The 17,682-nt window shown below is 73.3% G+C and carries 20 protein-coding genes; 13 read left to right on the top strand and 7 right to left on the bottom strand.

Going from position 1 to position 17,682, the window contains the following annotated elements:
- Nucleotides 1–27 precede the first annotated feature (27 nt).
- Nucleotides 28–522 (top strand): 30S ribosome-binding factor RbfA, encoded by a 495-nt coding sequence (rbfA, locus tag ABD285_RS13140; RefSeq protein WP_284255135.1) that lies wholly within the window; start codon nt 28–30, stop codon nt 520–522.
- Between the two features lie 18 nt (nt 523–540).
- Here rbfA and ABD285_RS13135 read toward each other — a convergent pair whose 3' ends face one another.
- Nucleotides 541–1,923 carry an MFS transporter gene (locus tag ABD285_RS13135; RefSeq protein WP_284255136.1) on the bottom strand — a complete coding sequence of 461 codons (1,383 nt, stop codon included), beginning with the start codon at nt 1,921–1,923 and terminating at the stop codon, nt 541–543.
- Complete coding sequence (locus ABD285_RS13130) at nt 1,920–2,783, bottom strand: Fpg/Nei family DNA glycosylase (RefSeq protein WP_284255742.1); 864 nt, start codon at nt 2,781–2,783, stop codon at nt 1,920–1,922. The genes ABD285_RS13135 and ABD285_RS13130 overlap by 4 nt, the downstream gene beginning before the upstream one ends.
- A 41-nt stretch (nt 2,784–2,824) precedes the next feature.
- Between ABD285_RS13130 and ABD285_RS13125 the strand changes: the two genes are divergently transcribed.
- Together ABD285_RS13125 and ABD285_RS13120 are read left to right on the top strand one after the other, a co-directional pair.
- Nucleotides 2,825–3,313, top strand: a complete 489-nt coding sequence (locus ABD285_RS13125) for a GNAT family N-acetyltransferase (protein ID WP_284255137.1) — start codon at nt 2,825–2,827, stop codon at nt 3,311–3,313.
- Nucleotides 3,314–3,315: 2 nt separating this feature from the next.
- Nucleotides 3,316–4,065 (top strand): phosphotransferase, encoded by a 750-nt coding sequence (locus ABD285_RS13120; protein WP_284255138.1) that lies wholly within the window; start codon nt 3,316–3,318, stop codon nt 4,063–4,065.
- On the opposite strand, the gene ABD285_RS13115 is transcribed toward ABD285_RS13120, so the two are convergent.
- Complete coding sequence (locus ABD285_RS13115; protein ID WP_344202937.1) at nt 4,062–5,480, bottom strand: RNB domain-containing ribonuclease; 1,419 nt, start codon at nt 5,478–5,480, stop codon at nt 4,062–4,064. The genes ABD285_RS13120 and ABD285_RS13115 overlap by 4 nt on opposite strands.
- A 23-nt stretch (nt 5,481–5,503) precedes the next feature.
- On the bottom strand, nt 5,504–6,403 hold the full coding sequence (locus tag ABD285_RS13110) for an HhH-GPD family protein (protein WP_344202935.1): 900 nt from the start codon (nt 6,401–6,403) through the stop codon (nt 5,504–5,506).
- 22 nt (nt 6,404–6,425) lie between these two features.
- Between ABD285_RS13110 and ABD285_RS13105 the strand changes: the two genes are divergently transcribed.
- The gene (locus ABD285_RS13105; protein ID WP_344202933.1) at nt 6,426–7,022 is read left to right on the top strand and encodes a nucleoside/nucleotide kinase family protein; all 597 of its coding nucleotides are present in this window, start codon (nt 6,426–6,428) and stop codon (nt 7,020–7,022) included.
- 64 nt (nt 7,023–7,086) lie between these two features.
- Here the strand turns inward: ABD285_RS13105 and ABD285_RS13100 are convergent, their stop codons facing one another.
- Both ABD285_RS13100 and ABD285_RS13095 read right to left on the bottom strand, forming a co-directional pair.
- Entirely contained in the window at nt 7,087–8,097 is a 1,011-nt protein-coding gene (locus ABD285_RS13100; protein ID WP_284255140.1) for a ketopantoate reductase family protein, read from the bottom strand.
- A 91-nt stretch (nt 8,098–8,188) separates the two neighbouring features.
- On the bottom strand, nt 8,189–9,646 hold the full coding sequence (locus ABD285_RS13095; protein ID WP_344202930.1) for a DHA2 family efflux MFS transporter permease subunit: 1,458 nt from the start codon (nt 9,644–9,646) through the stop codon (nt 8,189–8,191).
- A gap of 70 nt (nt 9,647–9,716) precedes the next feature.
- On the opposite strand from ABD285_RS13095, the gene ABD285_RS13090 reads away from it, so the two are divergent.
- The 6 genes from ABD285_RS13090 to ABD285_RS13065 are packed head-to-tail and all read left to right on the top strand — an operon-like array spanning nt 9,717 to nt 14,264.
- Nucleotides 9,717–10,337, top strand: a complete 621-nt coding sequence (locus tag ABD285_RS13090) for a TetR/AcrR family transcriptional regulator (protein ID WP_344202928.1) — start codon at nt 9,717–9,719, stop codon at nt 10,335–10,337.
- Nucleotides 10,334–11,233 (top strand): tRNA pseudouridine(55) synthase TruB, encoded by a 900-nt coding sequence (gene truB / locus ABD285_RS13085; RefSeq protein ID WP_284255145.1) that lies wholly within the window; start codon nt 10,334–10,336, stop codon nt 11,231–11,233. The genes ABD285_RS13090 and truB overlap by 4 nt, the downstream gene beginning before the upstream one ends.
- A complete protein-coding gene (locus ABD285_RS13080; protein ID WP_284255146.1) occupies nt 11,230–11,598 on the top strand; it encodes a hypothetical protein in 369 nt (122 codons plus the stop codon). The genes truB and ABD285_RS13080 overlap by 4 nt, the downstream gene beginning before the upstream one ends.
- Before the next feature lie 38 nt (nt 11,599–11,636).
- The gene (locus ABD285_RS13075) at nt 11,637–12,089 is read left to right on the top strand and encodes a hypothetical protein (RefSeq protein ID WP_284255147.1); all 453 of its coding nucleotides are present in this window, start codon (nt 11,637–11,639) and stop codon (nt 12,087–12,089) included.
- A gap of 1 nt (nt 12,090) precedes the next feature.
- Nucleotides 12,091–13,026, top strand: coding sequence for a bifunctional riboflavin kinase/FAD synthetase (locus ABD285_RS13070; RefSeq protein ID WP_284255148.1), 936 nt, complete (start codon nt 12,091–12,093; stop codon nt 13,024–13,026).
- A complete protein-coding gene (locus ABD285_RS13065; RefSeq protein ID WP_344202924.1) occupies nt 13,023–14,264 on the top strand; it encodes an MFS transporter in 1,242 nt (413 codons plus the stop codon). Before ABD285_RS13070 ends, ABD285_RS13065 begins: the two co-directional genes overlap by 4 nt.
- A 21-nt stretch (nt 14,265–14,285) precedes the next feature.
- On the opposite strand, the gene ABD285_RS13060 is transcribed toward ABD285_RS13065, so the two are convergent.
- The gene (locus ABD285_RS13060; RefSeq protein WP_284255151.1) at nt 14,286–15,215 is read right to left on the bottom strand and encodes an ROK family protein; all 930 of its coding nucleotides are present in this window, start codon (nt 15,213–15,215) and stop codon (nt 14,286–14,288) included.
- Between the two features lie 23 nt (nt 15,216–15,238).
- Between ABD285_RS13060 and ABD285_RS13055 the strand changes: the two genes are divergently transcribed.
- The 3 genes from ABD285_RS13055 to deoC all read left to right on the top strand — a co-directional run bounded on the left by ABD285_RS13055 (nt 15,239) and on the right by deoC (nt 17,667).
- On the top strand, nt 15,239–15,604 hold the full coding sequence (locus tag ABD285_RS13055) for a hypothetical protein (protein WP_284255152.1): 366 nt from the start codon (nt 15,239–15,241) through the stop codon (nt 15,602–15,604).
- A 90-nt stretch (nt 15,605–15,694) separates the two neighbouring features.
- Complete coding sequence (locus ABD285_RS13050) at nt 15,695–16,660, top strand: sugar-binding transcriptional regulator (protein ID WP_284255153.1); 966 nt, start codon at nt 15,695–15,697, stop codon at nt 16,658–16,660.
- Nucleotides 16,657–17,667, top strand: a complete 1,011-nt coding sequence (deoC, locus tag ABD285_RS13045; protein WP_284255154.1) for a deoxyribose-phosphate aldolase — start codon at nt 16,657–16,659, stop codon at nt 17,665–17,667. The genes ABD285_RS13050 and deoC overlap by 4 nt, the downstream gene beginning before the upstream one ends.
- The last annotated feature ends 15 nt before the right edge of the window (nt 17,668–17,682 follow it).

Genomic DNA, 17,682 nt, shown 5'->3' with positions numbered 1-17,682 from the left:
CCGGAAACTCCTTGAGGGGAGAGGGAAATGGCGAACGGTGATCGGGCCGCGAAGGTGGCGGACCGGATTCGTGAGGTCATCGCGAAGCGGCTCGAGAAGGGGCTGCGCGATCCGCGGATGGGCTTCGTGACCATCACGGATGTGCGCGTGACGGGCGACCTGCAGCACGCGAGCGTGTTCTACACCGTGTACGGCACCGCCGAGGAGCGCACCGACACGGCCGCGGCGCTCACGGCCGCGACCGGCCTGCTGCGCACCGAGGTGGGCCGCAACCTCAACACGCGGCTCACGCCGTCGCTCGAGTTCATCCCGGATGCCATCCCCGAGAACGCGGCGGCGATCGAGTCGCTGCTCATCGCTGCCCGCGAACGCGACAACGAGGCCGCCGCGCTCGCGGCGAATGCGGACTACGCGGGCGAGGCGGACCCGTACGTCAAGCCGCGCGACGTCGAGACCGACGACGAGCTCGAGGACCTCGAGGAGAACGAGGCCCAGGACGACGAGGCCGGCGCCTCGTCGTGACGCGCACCGTCAGCTGAGTCACTCCATCGGGCGCTCGGGGCCGGATGCCGGTCCCGCCTCCGGCTGAGGTTGGCGATCCGTGTCGGTCGCGGTCTGTGCATCGGTGTCGGGATCGGAAGCAGAGCCTGGCGTCCGGGTGCCGGTCATGTCGGCCTCGGGCGGCACGAGCACGCGCAGGCGCCGCAGCGGCGAGAACACCACCGGGCCCGCCGAGAGCAGGGCGCCGACGGCGCCGACGAACAGCGCCGGCACGAGACCGATCGCGCCCGCGAGCAGGCCGGAGCAGATGCCGCCGATCGGGATCACACCCCAGACGACGAACCGCACCGACGCGTTCATCCGGCCGAGCAGCTCGGGAGGGCAGATGCGCTGCCGGTAGCTCACCGAGGTGATGTTGAACACGAGCACGGCGAATCCGAAGACGAAGTCGCCCACGATGAGCAGCACGATCGAGATCGAGGTGAAGACCCCGGCGCTCGCCGTGATGAGCAGAGCGATGCCCAGGACGACGGCGGCGACCGGGATCACGCGCCCCTCGCCGAGGACCCGGCTCAGCGCCGAGGTGAGCACGCCCCCGAGTACGCCGCCGATGCCGCCGATCGCGAAGATCACCCCGTAGATCGACGGCGGGATGCCGAGCGTGCGCAGCGCGAGCACGGGCAGCATGGTCATGAGGATCGTGCCGAACAGGTTGCCGATCGAGACGCTCGCCACGATCCGCACCAACAGCGGCTGGTGGATGACCCACGCCATCCCCTCGCGGATCTCGACGACGAGCGACCGCCGCGTCTCCCGCGGGGCCTTCGTCTCGCGATCCTGCAGCGACGCGATCGCGCCGAACGACAGCAGATAGGTCGCCGCGGTCACGAGAAGGAGCACGGGGGCCGCGACGATCGCGAGCAGGCCGCCGCCGACGGCCGGCCCCGCGATCCGGGCCACCTGCATCGTCGTCTCGAGCTTGCCGTTGGCGTCGGCGATGCGGTCGGAGGGCGCCAGCTTGGGGATGAAGCTCTGGTAGCTGACGTCGAAGAACACCGAGCCGACCCCGACCGCGGTGCCGATGACGATGAGCTGCCAGAACTGCAGCGCCCCGACGAACCACAGGATGGGCAGCAGGCCGAGCAGGATCGCGCGCCCGAGGTCGACGGTCAGCATCACGCGACGCTTGATCATCCGGTCGATCCACGCCCCGGCCGGGAGTCCGAGAACCAGGAACGCGAGGGTCTCGACCGCGTTGAGCAGTCCGACCTCGAACTCGGTGGCGTGCAGGATGGTGACCGCGATGATCGGGATCGCGAGCTGCCCGAACTGCTCCCCGAACGCGCTGAAGGTCTGGCCGCCCCAGAACCGCAGGAACCCGGCGTCGCGCCAGAGCGGACGCGAGAGCGCCGGCTGGCTCATTTGAGCAGCCGCGACAGCACGCGGTCGGCGAGGGGCTTGCCGCCCGTCTGGCAGGTCGGGCAGTACTGGAAGTTCGAGTCCGCGTAGGTCACCTGACGCACCGTATCCCCGCACACGGGGCACGCCTCGCCGGTGCGGCCGTGCACCTGCAGATTGCTCTTCTTCTCGGCCTTCAGCTGGGAGGCCGGCACGCCCTCGTCACGGGCGAGCGCCGCCCGCAGGGTCGACTGCATCGCCTCGTAGAGGAGGTGCACGTCATCCGGCGGCATGTCGGCGGGTTTGAACGGCGACATCCTCGCCGCGTGCAGGATCTCGTCGGAGTAGGCGTTGCCGATCCCGGCGATCACCGCCTGGCTGCGCAGCACGCCCTTGATCTGCGCGCGGCCCTGGGCGGCCAGGATGGCGGCGAACACCTGCTCGGTGAAGCCCGGGTCGAGCGGGTCGGGCCCGAGGCGCGCGATGCCGGGCACGTCGCTCGGGCGGTGCACGACCGAGATCGCGACGCTCTTCTTCGTGCCCGCCTCGGTGACGTCGAAGCCGGACCCGTCATCCAGGACCATCCGCGCCGCGATCGGTCCGGAGCCCGGCCGGGTGCGGACGGCGGGGGCGGCGTCGCGCCAGCGGACCCAGCCGGCCCGCGCCAGATGCATGACGAGGTGCAGGCCGGCGTCGGTCGCGATGTCGAGGAACTTGCCGTGCCGGGACACGCCGGTGATCGTCCGGCCGGCCAGCTCGGTCAGCGGCGGGTCGTAGGTCTTGAGCGCGGGGAAGAACGTGACGTCGACGCGTTCGATCACGCGACCGACCAGCCGGCCGCCCAGATCGTCGGCCAGCGCCTGCACCTCCGGCAGCTCCGGCATGACGACCATTCTCTCCGCCCGCACGGACATACGCTCGAGGAATGACCGACATCGTGCGCCCGGCGGTCGCCGCGGATGCGGCGGGCATCCACATCGTGCACCGCGTGTCGTGGCTGGAGACCTACTCGCACCTCGTGGACCCGGCGGTCATCGAGCGGCGCTACGCGGACGCGGAGCTGTGGCGGGCGCGATGGCTGGGGCTCATCGCGAACGGCGTCGTGAGCGTCGCCGAGCGCGACGCCCGCGTCGTCGGCTGGGCGTATGCGGTGACCGGGCGCACCGGAGACGGGCCCCGGGACCGCGAGCTCGAGGGCATCTACCTGCTCGCGGAGGCGCACGGGTCGGGACTCGGCCAGGCGCTGCTGGATGCGGTGATCGGCGACGCGCCGGCGTTCCTCTGGGTGGCCGACCGCAATCCCCGGGCGGAGGCCTTCTATCGCCGCAACCGCTTCGAGCGCGACGGCGCAACGGACCAGCACCGCGTCGGGCCCGGTGGCGAGACCTTGACGGCCGTGCGCATGGTGCGCTGACGGTGGCGCCGCAGGAGGAGCCGCTCGCGGGCGGCAACGCGTCGGGCCCGGTGGTGCGCATCGGAGAGACCGTCCGCAAACCGTCGACGCCGACCACCGGCCGGGTCGCCGCCCTGCTCGATCGGCTGCACGCGGCCGGCATCGACGTGCCGCGGCACCGCGGGCGAGACGGCTACGGCCGGCAGGTGCTCGAGTACGTGCCCGGCTGCGTCGCGCAGGAGCTGCTGCCGCTCGAACCCCAGCTGCTGACCCGGGTCGGGCGGTTGATCCGCGCCATCCACGATGCCTCGCCCGCCTACGACCGGGTCGACGGCGACTGGGAGACGCTGATCCCGGCATCCGCCCCCGACCTCATCTGCCACAACGACCTGGCACCGTGGAACCTCGTGGTCGGCGACGGCCGGCTCGTCTTCATCGACTGGGACGGCGCCGGCCCGAGCACCCGGCTCTGGGATCTCGCGTACGCGGCGCAGACGTTCACGCTGAACGATCCCGCCCGGGATGCCGTGCTCGCCGCGGCGGACCTGCGCGCCCTCGTCGACGGCTACGGCGCCGATCCCGCCATCCGCACGGCGCTCCCGGACGCCATGGCCGAGCGCACCGACGCGATGCGGCGCCTGCTGCTCGACGGAGCCGCGAACGGTCACGAGCCGTGGGCGAGCATGCACCGCGCCGGACACGGTGCGCACTGGGAGGCGGCGACCGCGTACGTCACCTGGCACCACGACGTCTGGTCTGCCGCGCTGGCCTAAGCGGCGAGCTCGAACTCCACCGAGGCCGTCGGCACGTCCGCCCGCACGAGCCGCACGCGCACGGCGGATCCGGTCTCGGGATGCCCCGCGCACGCCGCCGTGACGGCGGGGTCGGTCAGCTGCACGGTGCAGCCGTCCTTCGTCTGCGCGACGACGGTGGCATCGAACGTGTCGCCGACGCGATGGGCGAGCACCGCGGCCTCGACCGCGTCGAGGGAGCGGTTCGCGACCTGGCCGGAGAGATTGCCGCCGTGCGCCATCTCGGCGGGCAGCTGCGGTAGGGCGGCGCGCACGGCATCCGACGGCTCGCGGCCGGCGACGAGCGCCTCGCACACCTGCAGCACGTACCGATCGACGAGCCGCCGCAGAGGAGCGGTGGCGTGCGCATAGGGAGCGCCGATCGCGGCCTGCACGGTGTCGGCGGGCACCTCGCCGTCGAACGCGGTGTATCCGGCGCCGCGGAACAGGCGGGTCGCCGCATGCAGGATCGCGAGGTCGCCCGGCTCGCTGCCGTCCACGTCGTCGAGGTACTCGCCGTACGGTTCGTCCTTCGGCCACGGCCGCCCGAGGGCCTCGGTCTGCCGGCGGAACGTGTCGAACGCCTGCGGGTCGGCCTCCGGCATCGTGCGCAGGATGCCGACCTTGCCCTGGATCATGATCTGCGCCGCCTCCATGCCGGTCAGCAGCGAGAGCTCCGCGTTCCAGCTCTCGAGCGGCTGGACCGCACGGCGCTGCAGCGCGTACCGGCCGCGGACCCGCTCGACCACCGTCTCCGGCGCCTGCAGGCTCGCTCCGCCGCGCTGCTTCTCGAGCGCCAGCCGCAGCCGACCCACCTCGGGCACGAGCCGCAGCATCTCGTCGGCGGTGCCGTCCGCGAGCTGTTTCGCGACGCCGACGTAGTCCAGCCGACGGCGGCTGCGCACCCGGGCCCGCGCCACCGTGCGCGACGTGACGTTGCCCGCGTGGTCGAGGGCGAACTGCCAGACGAACGCCCCGCGCAGCTGGCCCTCCAGCAGTGACGCCGCGCCCTCGCTCAGCACCGTCGGGTACAGCGGGATGCGGTGTCCCGCGGCGTAGATCGTCTCGCCGCGCTGATGCGACTCGAGGTCCAGGGGCCCGCCCGGGGCGACGAAGTCGGCGATGTCGGCGATCGCGTAGAGGAAGCGGTAGCCGCCGCCGTCGCGCGCCAGGAAGAACGCCTGGTCGAGGTCCATCGATCCGGCCGGGTCCATCGTCGCGAACTCGACGTCGGTCAGGTCGGCGTCGGGCAGCGGCGTCGTCGTCGCGACCCGCTCCGCCTCGGCGATCACGTCGGGCGGGAAGTCGGCCGCGACGCCGGCCCTCCGCGGGATCGCGGCGAGCTCCCCGGCGAGCTCGGCGGCGGCGGACGGCACGGACAGGATCGGCGACGGCACGATCCGCCAGGTTACTCGGGCCGCTACTCGGGCAGCCGATACCCGTTCCGCGGGTCGCCGGTGACGAGGCCGTCGCGCAGCAGGCCGGCGACGGCGCGGTCGCGCTGGGCGGCATCCGGCCACAGGGCCGTCAGGGCGCTCGCGGGCACCGGGACGTCGCTTCCACGCAGCTCGCGCAGGATCCGCCCGCGCACCTGGCGATCCGATCCCTCGTAGCGCTTCTGCCGGGGGGCGGTGGGACCCTCGTACGGCGGATATCCGGCCCGGCGCCACGCGCACGCCTCGGCGAGCGGGCACACCTCGCACCGTGGCGCGCGGGCGATGCACACGGTCTGGCCGAGTTCCATGGCGCCCGCGTTGACCAGCCGCGCGCGCTCGGCGTCGCCGGGCAGCTGCGAGGCCATGAGGTCGTGGTCGCGCCGGGCGTTCGCCGGGCCGGCGTCGCCCTGGCCGAGCACGGCGCGGGCCAGCACGCGGCGGGTGTTGACGTCGACGACCGGCACCCGGATGCCGTACGCGAACGACGCGACCGCACGCGCCGTGTAGGGCCCGACCCCGGGCAGCGCGAGCAGCTCGTCGACGTCGGACGGCACGATCCCGCCGTGCCGCGCCGTGATCGCGACGGCGGCGCCGTGCAGGGCGAGCGCGCGTCGCGGATAGCCGAGACGGTCCCACGCGCGCACCGCCTCGCCCGACGGCACGGCGGCGAGGGCCGCCGGAGTCGGCCAGCGCTCCAGCCACGCCTCCAGCCGCGGGATCACTCGGGCGACGGGCGTCTGCTGCAGCATGAACTCGCTCACGAGGATGCCCCACGCGCCGAAGCCGTCACGGCGCCAGGGGAGATCGCGGTGACCGGTGGCGTACCAGTCGGCGATGCGGTCGGCGATGACGGGGAGCGAACCGGCTTCCGGGCTCGTTCGCATCCGATCACCCTAGGCTGGCGACATGACCACCGTGTCGCCCATCGAGCCCCCGTCGCTCGCGCTCACGCGCCTGCCGGCGACGCGGCGCGCGCTCGTCGAGGCGCTCGCCGCGGAGATCCGGACGCACTACTCGCGCGGACGCCGGATCGTCGCCCTCGATGCGGCCGAGCCGCGCGCCGATCTGGACGCGTTCGCCGCCGACCTGGGGCTGGCGCTGCGCGCCGCGGGCGACAACGTGTGGATCGCCCAGGCCGCCGACTTCCGCGACGACGAGCAGCTCGTGCGCGCGCTGCTCGACCCGTTCCGTCTCGGGGGTTCCACGGGTTTCGTGCTCGCGGCCTGGGATGCGGCGCGCGACGCCGACCGGATCCAGGAGTGGACGACCGGGCCCGCCGACGCGGTCCTGCTGCTCGTCGGATCCCGGCTGCAGCGCCCATCGGTGCGCGGCCGCTGGTCGTACACGATCTGGGTCGACCTGGCGGGGGAGGCCGGGGCCGCCGCGTCGATCGCCGACGACTACCGCGACGCGGTCCGCCCGCGCGAGGCCGCGACCGCGGTCGTCGACCTCCGGATCGTCGACGAGCCGAAGCGCCTCTACCTCGACTACTGCGCCCTCTGACCCGCGGGATCCCATCCATCTGACCCAAATGTCCAGTGGCGGGCCCACGGACCCGGCATTCGCGTCAGATGGAGACCGGGCTCAGGGGGATGCGGCGGGCCACATCGGCGGGCGGCACGAACACCGTCGTGCGTTCGACCTCGTGCACGAGGGCGACGATCGCGGAGTTGACCGGGGACGGCATCCCGATGCGCGTCGCCACCTCGACGGCCGCACCGTTCAGGTAGTCGATCTCGGTGAGCTGCCCGCGCCGGATGCTCTGCAGCGTCGAGCCGGGATTCGGCACCGACCCCATGCGCCGCGCGAGCAGGCGCGGGAAGAACGCGCCGAGCGTCAGCGGCAGCACCCCGACCATCTGGAGCACGCGACCCGAGACGCCCTGCACCCGCGCGAACCGCGCACCGGCCCGCCGGGCGATCCGCACCGTCTCGCGCATGCTCGCCGTCATGATGCGGCGCAGCGCCGGGTCGGCCACCACCTCCTGCACGCTCAGCCCCGTGATCGCGGGCAGCGCGTTGACGTGGTTGATGAGCAGCTTCGTCCACTGCGCGCCCTCGATGTCGTCGGTCACCTCGATCGGCAGCGCGTCGCGCAGCACGGCGACGACCCGGTCGAGCAGTGCCCGGTCGGCATCGGGCCCGGCGCCGACGATCATCGGGTTCGGCCCCGTGACGGTGACGTGGCCGGCCTCGAGGAAGCTCGCGGCGAAGAGCGCGAGACCGCCCAGCAGCGGGGATGCCGGCGCCACCCGCCGCGCCACGTCGAGCCCGCCGAGCCCGTTCTGCACCACGAGCAGCGGAACACCGTCGAGGTGATCGCGTGCCGCGAGGAGCGCGGCCTCCGCATCCTGGGCCTTGGTGGCGAGCACGGCGAGCTCGGGCGCCTCGGTCAGGCGGCCGGTGGAGGTGAGCGGCGCGTTCACCTTGCCGAATCCGCCGTCGAGCCGGAGGCCCTCCTGGCGGATCGCCCGCAGGTTCTCGCCCCGGGCGACCACGGTCACGTCGTTGCCGGCGCGGGCGAGGAGCGCGGCCAGCGTGCCGCCGACCGCGCCCGCCCCGATGATCGCGATGCGCACGCGCCGAGCCTAGATGCCGCGATTCGTGCGTTCAGGTCGCCTGCGAGAGCAGGCGCGACCAGAACGCACGAATCGAGGGGGTGGTGCGGGGTTACGGGACCGGCGTGAGCTGGCGCTCGGCGGCGAGCTCGTCCTCGAGGGTGACCTCGCGCGGGTGGCGGGCGAGGCGTCCGGCGGGCAGCAGGATCGCGAGGAGTGCGGTGGCCAGCACCACGGCCGCGCCGACGAGCACCGCGGGGTGGGCGGCATCCACGTAGCCGGTCGGCGTCAGCTGGCCGCCGGCACCGGTGAACACCGCCGTGAGCACCGCGGTGCCGAGCGCGACGCCGATCTCGCGCACGGTCGAGTTGGTGCCGCTCGCCTTCGCGGTGTCCTCGGGGGCGATGTTCGCGAGCACCGCGGTCGAGGAGGGAGCGAACACCATGCCCATGCCGACGCCCGCGAGGATGAACGCGGGCAGCATCATCCCGTAGCCCGTGTCGGCGGCCATGGTGAGCCCGAGCCAGCCGAGGCCGGCGGCCTGCAGCAGCAGTCCCACGACGATGAGCGCCCGGGTACCGACCCGCGGCGCGATCAGGCCCGCGAGCGGCGCCACGATCATGGGCGCCATCGTCCACGGGGTCGTCATGACGGCGGCCTCGAGCGGGGTGTGCCCCTGCACGATCTGCAGGTACTGGATCAGGATGAACACCGCACCGAACATGCCGAAGCTGAACCCGAACCCGACCACGTTGGCGATCGTGAAGCTCCGGTCGCGGAACAGGCGCAGCGGCAGCAGCGGGGTCGGGGTGCGCAGCTCCCACAGCACGAAGCCGACCAGCAGCGCGCCGCCCGCGACGAGCGCCGCGAGCACCGGGAAGCTGTCCCAGCCCGCGTCGTTGCCGCGCACGATGCCGAAGACCACGCCGAGCACGCCGAGGCCGGCGAGCAGCACGCCCGGCACGTCCAGCCGCATCCGCTGGCCGAACGCGTTCGGCAGCACGAGGAGGATCAGCGGGATGGCGATGAGCCCGACCGGCACGTTGATCCAGAAGATGCCCTGCCAGTTCCACCCGCCGACGATCGCGCCGCCGACGAGCGGTCCGACCGCGACCCCGAGGCCGGCGATGCCGCCCCAGATGCCGATCGCGAGCGGGCGGCGCCGCGGCTCGACGGCGCCGGTCAGAAGCGAGAGCGACAGCGGCATGATGCCGGCGCCGCCGAGGCCCTGGATCGCGCGGGCGATGATGAGCTGCACCGGGTCGGTCGAGAGGGCCGAGAAGATCGAGGCGGCGGTGAAGATCGCGATCCCGGCGACGAAGACGGTGCGCCGCCCGAGCCGGTCGCCGAGCGCGACGGCCATGAGGATGAGGCTCGCGAACACGAGCGTGTACGCGTTGACGAACCACTGCAGCTCCTCGATGCCCGCGCCGAGGTCGGTGCGCAGCACCGGGAGCGCGTTGGTCATCACGAGGTTGTCGAGGGTGGCCATGAACATCGGGATGCCGGTGGCGAGCAGGGCGAGGGCGAAGGGCACCCGGCGACCCGGGAGGGGCGAGGAAGCGGACATCCGGTCTCCAAAAATGTTGTAATCGAATGATTACCCGCGACTGTAGTAATCGACTGATAACATGTCAAGCGTGACCACGACCGCCCCCGAACCGGCGACCCGGATGAGCTCCGAGGCGCGCCGCGGCTCGATCCTCGAGGCCGCCGCCGCCGTGTTCGGCGAGCGCGGGTACGTCGGGGCGACGACCGACGCCGTCGCCAAGGCCGCGGGCGTGAGCCAGCCCTACGTCGTGCGGATGTTCGGCACCAAGGAGAACCTCTTCCTCGAGGTGCTGGGGCGCTCGCTCGAGCGACTGCTGACGACCTTCCGCCGGGTGATCGCCGAGGCGCCCGCAGGCACCGACGCCGTGGAGCTCAAGGGTCTCATCGCCCTCGCCTACGCCGACCTCCTGCAGGACCGCGGCCTGCTGCTGAGCCTCATGCAGGGCTTCATGCTGGGCGCGGATCCCGCGATCGGGCCGGCGGCGCGCGCCGGCTTCCTGCAGGTGTACCGACTGGTGCGCGACGAGGCCGGCTTCTCGCCGGAGATGGCGGGGGAGTTCCTCTCCGGCGGCATGATGCTCAACACCCTCGTGGCGATCGGGCTGCCCGCCGAGTACGACACCGACCCCGTCGCGCACGAGCTTCTCGACCAGTGCGCGCCGAACAAGGCGGCCATGATCGCGAAGCTCTCGAAGAAGCAGCTCGCGTGACGGATGCCGCGCCCACCGGCATCCTGCTCGTCGACAAGCCCGGTGGCGTCACGAGCCACGACGTCGTCGGCGCGGCGCGGCGCGCGCTCGGCACCCGCAAGGTGGGGCACGCGGGCACGCTCGATCCGATGGCGACGGGCCTGCTCATCCTCGGGGTGGGCACGGCGACCCGGCTGCTCACCTACCTCGTCGGCCTCGACAAGACCTACGCGGCGACGATCCGGCTCGGCGAGTCGACGACCACCGACGACGCCGAGGGCGAGACCGTCACGCGCTCCGACGCGTCCGGGCTGGACCGCGCCGCGATCGACGCCGGCATCTCCGCCCTGACCGGCGAGCTCGACCAGGTGCCGTCGACGGTCAGCGCGATCAAGGTCGACGGCCGGCGCGCGTACGCGCGGGTGCGCGACGGCGAGGACGTGCAGCTCGCACCCCGCCGCGTCACCGTCTCGCGGTTCGACGTGCTCGCCGAGCGTCGCGGCGACGGCGTGGTCGATCTCGACGTCATCGTCGACTGCAGCTCGGGCACCTACATCCGGGCGCTCGCCCGCGACCTGGGCGCCGGGCTCGGGGTGGGCGGGCACCTCACGGCCCTGCGGCGCACGGCGATCGGCCCCTTCCCGATCCCGGATGCCGTCCCCGTCGACGCGATCGGCCCCTCCGCCCTGCGCACCCCCGCCTCGATCGCGACCGCGCTGTACCCCGCCCTCGAGCTCGACGACGAGCAGGCGGCCGCCCTCGCCGACGGCAAGCGCATCCCGGCCACCGCCCCGGACGCGCCGGTGGTCGCCGCGCTGCACCGCGGCCGCCTGACCGGGCTCGTCGCGGTCGCGGACGGCGTCGCGCGGGTGGTGGTGAACTTCCCGCCCGCCCCGGCCGGTAGCGTCGGACCGTGATCCTCGTCTTCACGATCGTGCAGGCCGCCGTCGCGGCGGCCGCTGCGGTCGTGTGCGTCGTGCTCGGCCTCGCGAACCGCAAGCCCTCGGACCTGACGCTCGGGGCGCTCGTGCTCGTCGAGCTGCTGCTCCTCGCGCAGCTCGTGATCGCCCTCGTGGCGCCCGCCGTGGGCAACCCGTCGCGGGGCAGCGTCGTCGAGTTCTACGTCTACCTGATCACCGCGCTCGTGATCCCGCCGCTCGGCGTCGTCTGGGCGCTCATCGAGCGCACCCGGTGGAGCAACGTCGTGCTCGGCATCGCCGGCTTCGCGGTCGGGGTCATGGTCGTGCGGATGTACCAGATCTGGGCGCTCCAGGTCGCCTGAGCAGGCGGCCGGATGCCTCGTCGCATAGCCTGGACACCATGCCCGTGACCGAGCAGCCGCATGCCTCGACGCAGTCGGCACGCCGTCGGGGCACCGGCGTCGGCCGGGTGCTGGTGGCGGTGTACGCGATCCTCGCTCTCGCCGCGTTGGGGCGCTCGATCTTCCAGATCATCGACCGATTCGACGAGGCGCCCGTCGCCTTCCTGCTCTCGCTCCTGGCGGGCGTGGTCTACGTCGTCGCCACCGTCGCGATCGCGGCCCGCTGGCGACGGCTGGCCTGGGTGACGATCTCGGCGGAGCTGCTCGGGGTGCTCGTGGTCGGCACGATCACCGTGCTCGCCCCGCACCTGCTCGGGCTGCACGCGAACGACCCGTTCGGGCGCACCGCGACGGTATGGAGCACCTACGGGGCCGGGTACCTCGGCATCCCGCTCGTGCTGCCGATCCTCGGCCTGCTGTGGCTGGCGCGCAGCCGGGTCGCGAAGGGCTGACGTGCACGTCTTCGGCTCTCCCGCGGAGGTGCCGGCCGGCTTCGGCCCGTCCGCGGTCACGATCGGCAAGTTCGACGGTGTGCACCTCGGCCATCGCGCCGTGATCGCGCAACTGCGCGAGCTCGCCGACGAGCGGGGGCTCACGGCGAGCGTGGTGACGTTCGACCGCAATCCGGTCAGCCTGCTGCGCCCCGAGGCGTGCCCGCCCGACGTCGTCAGCCCGGCGCAGAAGGTCGAGCTCCTGGCCGATGCCGGCGTCGATGCCACGCTCGTGCTGCGCTTCGACCTGGCCCGCAGCCGCCAGACCGCCTCGGACTTCGTGCGCGACGTGCTCGTCGACGCGCTGCACGCGCAGGCGGTGCTGTGCGGCGCCGACTTCCGGTTCGGGGTCGGCGGCTCGGGGGACGTGGAGCTGCTGCGCACCCTCGGCGCGGAGCTCGGCTTCGCGGTGGTGCTCATCGACGACGTGCGCGCCGACGGGGAAGCCGGCCGCGTCTCGTCCACGCGCATCCGGGAGCTCATCGCCGCGGGGCGCGTGCGCGAGGCGGGTCGGCTCCTCGGCCGCCCGCCCGCCGTGCGCTCCGTGGTCGTGAGCGGCGACCGGGTCGGCCGCGAGCTCGGCTATCCGACGGCGAACCTCGACCCCGCGCGGCTCGAGGGACTGCTGCCCGCCGACGGCGTGTACGCCTGCTGGGCGATCGTCGACGGCGTCGGGTACGGAGCGGCGGTCTCGATCGGCAACAACCCGACGTTCGACGGCGTGCCGGAGCACCAGGCCGAGGCGCACCTGTTCGACACCGACCAGGACCTCTACGGTCGCACGATCGAGCTGCGGTTCGTCGAGCACGTGCGTCCGATGGTCAAGTTCGACGGGGTCGAGCAGCTCATGGCGGCGCTGCGCCAGGACGACGCGACGATCCGCGGCATCCTGCGGTGAGCGGCGCTCTCGAGGCTCCGTGGCGGGGCCGCATCCTCGCCCTGGTCGGGATCGTCCTCGTGGCCTTCGACCTGCGCAGCGCCGTGTCGGCCGTCTCGCCGCTGATCGACCTGATCCAGCACGACATCGCCCTCGGGCCGGTGCTCGTCGGCGTGATCGGCTCGCTCGCGCCCGTCGCGTTCGCGATCTGCGGCATCCTCGGTCCGCTCGTGGCCCGGCTGCTCGGGCTCGAGGGGGCGCTCGTCGCGGCCCTGGTGCTCATGGTCGCCGGGCACCTGACGCGGGCGCTGGCCTCCGACGCCTCCGTACTGGTCGTCGGCAGCGGGCTTGCGCTGCTGGGCGTCGGCATCGGCAACGTACTGCTGCCGCCCGTCGTCAAGCGCTACTTCCCGGCCCGGGTGGGGGCGATCACCGCGGTGTACGCGACCATGCTCGCGATCGGCACGACCACGCCGGCGCTGCTCGGCATCCCGATCGCCGCGGCGTCGAACTGGCGTGTCTCGCTCGGCGTCTGGGCCGCGGGCGCGGTCGTCGCCGCCGTGCCGTGGATCGCGCAGCTGGTCGTGCTGCGACGGCGTCCGCTCGTCGACCCCGAGGACCCGGGCGCCGAGCGTCCGGAGCCGGCGCTGGAGGCGCGTCTCGTCCGGTCCCGGATCGCATGGGCGCTCACCGGCATGTTCGCGGCGTCGGGGATCACGGCCTACATCGTCTTCGGCTGGCTGCCCGAGATCCTGCAGGGCGTCTCGGGGGTGGATGCCGGCACCGGCGGCGCACTGCTGGCCCTGTTCGCGATCATGGGCTTCCCGGTCTCGATCGTGACGCCGGTGCTCGCGTCGCGCCTGCGGTCGGTGCGCCCGCTCATCGTGCTCGCGTTCGCGCTGTCGATCGTCGGATTCGGCGGCCTGCTCGTGGCGCCCGGCATCCCCGTGCTGTGGGTCGTGATCGGCGGGCTCGGGGCGCTGTGGTTCCCGCTGTGCCTGTTCCTCATCGGCGACCGCACCCGCACCCAGTCGGGCGCCGTCGCGCTCAGCGGATTCGTGCAGGGGATCGGCTACCTGGCCGGAGCGGCCGGACCGCTCGTGGTCGGCATCCTGCGCTCGGCCACGGGCGGCTGGACGGCCCCGCTCGTCTTCGCGCTGCTCTCGCTGCTGCTCGCGGTGCCGGCGATCTTCGTGCTCGCCCGGCGGCGGACCGTGGAGGACGAGCTGGCCGAGCGCACCGGCGCGCCCGTCGCGTAGGCCTGGCCGCGGGGCCGGGGCCTAACCGACGAGCTCGGAGCGGTGCACGAGGGCGGCCGCTCCGATGAGGGGTCCGTCGCCGGAGAGCATCGACGGCACGACGCGCACCCGCCGCACGTAGGCGGAGTTGACGCGCTGGGCGATCGGCTCCCGGATGAACTCGAACAGGTCCGGCGTGACGTTCGCGAAGCCGCCGCCGATCGCCACGATCTCGAGGTCGAGGAGCGCGGACGCCGATGCGATCGCGCGCCCGATCGCCGTGCCGGCGCGGCGCACGGCGGCCACCGCGATCCCGTCACCGGCGGCGTAGGCGCGGCCGAGGTCCTCCCCGGTCGCGCCCTCGAATCCCCGCTCCCGCGCCCAGCGCACCGTGTTGGGCCCCGAGGCGACGGCCTCGAGGCAGCCGCTGCCGCCGCACGTGCACGGATCGTCGAAGCCCGCGACCTCGATGTGGCCGATATGGCCGGCGTTCCCGGTCGGGCCCGGGATGGTGTGCCCGCCGAGGATGAGGCCGCCGCCGACACCGGTCGAGACGATCATCCCGAGGACGTCGTCCGCGCCGCGCGCGGCGCCGACCCAGTGCTCGGCGAGCGTGATGCAGAGCCCGTCGATGCGGAGGGTGACGGGCACGTCCGGCACGAGCTCCTGCACGAGGTCGCGCAGGGGGTACCCGCCGTGCCACGGCGTGAGGTTGTAGGGCATGACGGCGCCGCGCGGGATGTCGATGGGGCCGGCGGAGCCGATCCCGGCCCCCGCGAGCTCGGCTCCGGCGGGCAGCTGCGCGAGGGCGCCGCGCACGGCCTCGCGCACGGCATCCGCGAGCTCCTCGGCCGAGCGATCGCGGCCCGTCGGGCGGCGGGTGCGGGAGGCCTCGTCGATCGTGCCGTCGTCGGCGACGAGCGCCGCATCCACCTTGGTACCGCCGAGATCGATCGCGAGGGCCGTCGTCACGGGCTCAGCGTAGTGTCGCTGGCGTGAGCATCCGGACCGTCGAACGCGTCGTCGATCTCCCGCGCGCGATCGTCTGGGACGGGCTCGTCGACCCCGTGCTCGTCGAGGGCTGGTTCGACCCCGAGCTGCGGCTCGTGGGCGGCGAGCCCCGGGTCGAGGTGCTCGAGCGGCGCGATCCGGAGCTGCTGCGGGTGCGGATCGCCGGGCTCGGCGAGCTGACCTTCTCGTCCGACGAGGTGGCGGGCGGGACGCGGGGCACCTCGACGCTCCTGCGGTTCACGGGGCCGGTGGGCGACCCCGACGAACTGCTGGACCGTCTCGAGGATCTGCTGCGCGGGCACCCGGTCGATTGGCGGGCGGAGGCGCCCGCGATCCGGTCGGCGGGGTGACGCCCGCATCCGCTGCCCGCGACGGATGGCGCCTGCTCATCTGAGCACGGCCACCCACATGTGTAGAACGCGTCGTACGCTGGACGCGAGATGCCGGTGCTGGACGAGGACGAGGAGCTGACGGCCGTGCGGGTCGCCGAGCTCTACTACGACGAGGGCAGGACCCAGGACGAGGTCGGAGCCCTCCTCGAGCTGTCCCGCTGGAAGGTCGGGCGGCTGCTCGCCCAGGCGCGCGAGCAGGGCATCGTGCGGATCGAGATCGTGCACCCGCGTGCCCGGCGACTCGGCGTCGAGCGCGCGCTGCGGGAGCGCTTCGGCCTGGCCGACGCCGTCGTCGTGCCGGCACCGGACGACCCCACCGACAGCGACGACGCCGAGACCCTGGCACGGGTCGCGCAGGCGGCGGCCGACCACCTGGCGGCCATGCGGCCGGTGCCGCGCACGCTCGGCGTCAGCTGGGGCCGGACCCTCGCCGAGGTGGCCGACCGGCTGCAGCCCGGCTGGGCGCACGGCGTGACGGTGGTGCAGATCAACGGTGGCGTGACGCTCAACCGCCGACCGGGCACCGCCGCCTCCACGGCGGCGACGATCGCGCAGCGCGCCGACGGGCAGGTCGTGCTGCTGCCGAGCCCCGCGATCCTCGAGCGCATCCAGACCAAGCGTGCGATCGAGGCGGATCGCGTGGTCGCCGACGCGCTCGCGCGGGCCCGGTCGGCATCCGCGTACCTCTTCACGGCCGGTGCCGCCGACGATCGCTCCGTGCTGGTCGAGAGCGGGTACGTGAGCACCGACGACGTCGCCGAGCTCGTGCGCAAGGGCGCCGTCGGCGACGTGCTCGGCCGCTTCGTCGATGCGGACGGCAACATCGTCGATCCCGCGCTCGACGCGCGTACCGTGGGACTGGGCCTCGACGGACTGCGCGCGGCCGACACGGCGATCCTCGTGGTGGCCGGGCGCGCGAAGCACGACATCGCACGGACCGCGGTGGCGAGCGGGCTGTGCACCGTCCTCATCACCGACGACACGACCGCACGAGCGCTCCTGGAGGACTCATGACGATGCAACACACGGCGCTGGCCCCGGCGGAGCGCGCGGTGCGCGTGCTGGGCGGCGATCTGACCGAGCGCAGCCTGCGGCTGCACCTGGAGGGGCTGAGCGGCGTGGACGCCGTCGGCCTGGAGCAGCGCGCGGCCGGCCTCGGCACCCGCTCGATCAAGACCAGCTCGAAGGCCTGGGCCCTCGACACGATCATCAAGCTCACCGACCTCACGACCCTCGAGGGCGCCGACACCCCCGGCAAGGTGCGCTCCCTCGTCGCGAAGGGTCTGAACCCCGACCCGTCCGACCCGAGCACGCCGCGGGTGGCCGCGGTCTGCGTGTACGGCGACATGGTGCCGGCGGCGATCGACGCGCTCGGGGCGGCCCACGGGGATCCGGATGCCGGCCTCGTCTCGGTCGCGGCCGTCGCGACCGCCTTCCCGAGCGGCCGGGCCTCGCTGCCGGTCAAGCTCGCCGACACGCGCGACGCGGTCGCGAACGGCGCGGACGACATCGACATGGTCATCGACCGCGGCGCGTTCCTCGCGGGCGACTACGGCACGGTGTTCGAGCAGATCGTGGCGGTCAAGGAGGCGTGCCGCCGCGACGACGGCGGCTTCGCCCACCTCAAGGTGATCCTCGAGACCGGCGAGCTGACCACCTACGACAACGTGCGCCGCGCGAGCTGGCTCGCGATCCTCGCCGGTGCGGACTTCATCAAGACCTCCACCGGGAAGGTCACGCCCGCCGCCACGCTGCCCGTCACGCTGCTCATGCTCGAGGTGGTGCGCGACTGGTACCGGCTCACCGGCGAGCGGATCGGCGTGAAGCCGGCCGGCGGCATCCGGTCGTCGAAGGACGCGATCAAGTACGTCGTGACCGTCGCGGAGACCGCGGGGGAGCAGTGGCTGCAGCCGCACCTGTTCCGGTTCGGCGCCTCGAGCCTGCTCAACGACGTGCTTCTGCAGCGCCAGAAGATCTCGACCGGCCACTACAGCGGCCCCGACTACGTCACCATCGACTGAGAGCAGGGGACCGAA

The organism is Pseudolysinimonas kribbensis (assembly GCF_039531715.1).
GTDB classification, from domain to species: Bacteria; Actinomycetota; Actinomycetes; order Actinomycetales; family Microbacteriaceae; genus Pseudolysinimonas; species Pseudolysinimonas kribbensis.
Note: the sequence above shows the minus strand (reverse complement) of the source record. Positions and strands in the feature narration are given on the sequence as shown.

What these genes read in the sequence shown, in the direction of transcription:
- rbfA (WP_284255135.1), top strand. Translation starts at nt 28, where the DNA reads ATGGCGAACGGTGATCGGGCCGCGAAGGTGGCGGACCGGATTCGTGAG.
- ABD285_RS13135 (WP_284255136.1), bottom strand. Translation starts at nt 1,923, where the DNA reads ATGAGCCAGCCGGCGCTCTCGCGTCCGCTCTGGCGCGACGCCGGGTTC.
- ABD285_RS13130 (WP_284255742.1), bottom strand. Translation starts at nt 2,783, where the DNA reads ATGCCGGAGCTGCCGGAGGTGCAGGCGCTGGCCGACGATCTGGGCGGC.
- ABD285_RS13125 (WP_284255137.1), top strand. Translation starts at nt 2,825, where the DNA reads ATGACCGACATCGTGCGCCCGGCGGTCGCCGCGGATGCGGCGGGCATC.
- ABD285_RS13110 (WP_344202935.1), bottom strand. Translation starts at nt 6,403, where the DNA reads ATGCGAACGAGCCCGGAAGCCGGTTCGCTCCCCGTCATCGCCGACCGC.
- ABD285_RS13105 (WP_344202933.1), top strand. Translation starts at nt 6,426, where the DNA reads ATGACCACCGTGTCGCCCATCGAGCCCCCGTCGCTCGCGCTCACGCGC.
- ABD285_RS13095 (WP_344202930.1), bottom strand. Translation starts at nt 9,646, where the DNA reads ATGTCCGCTTCCTCGCCCCTCCCGGGTCGCCGGGTGCCCTTCGCCCTC.
- ABD285_RS13075 (WP_284255147.1), top strand. Translation starts at nt 11,637, where the DNA reads ATGCCCGTGACCGAGCAGCCGCATGCCTCGACGCAGTCGGCACGCCGT.
- ABD285_RS13050 (WP_284255153.1), top strand. Translation starts at nt 15,695, where the DNA reads ATGCCGGTGCTGGACGAGGACGAGGAGCTGACGGCCGTGCGGGTCGCC.
- deoC (WP_284255154.1), top strand. Translation starts at nt 16,657, where the DNA reads ATGACGATGCAACACACGGCGCTGGCCCCGGCGGAGCGCGCGGTGCGC.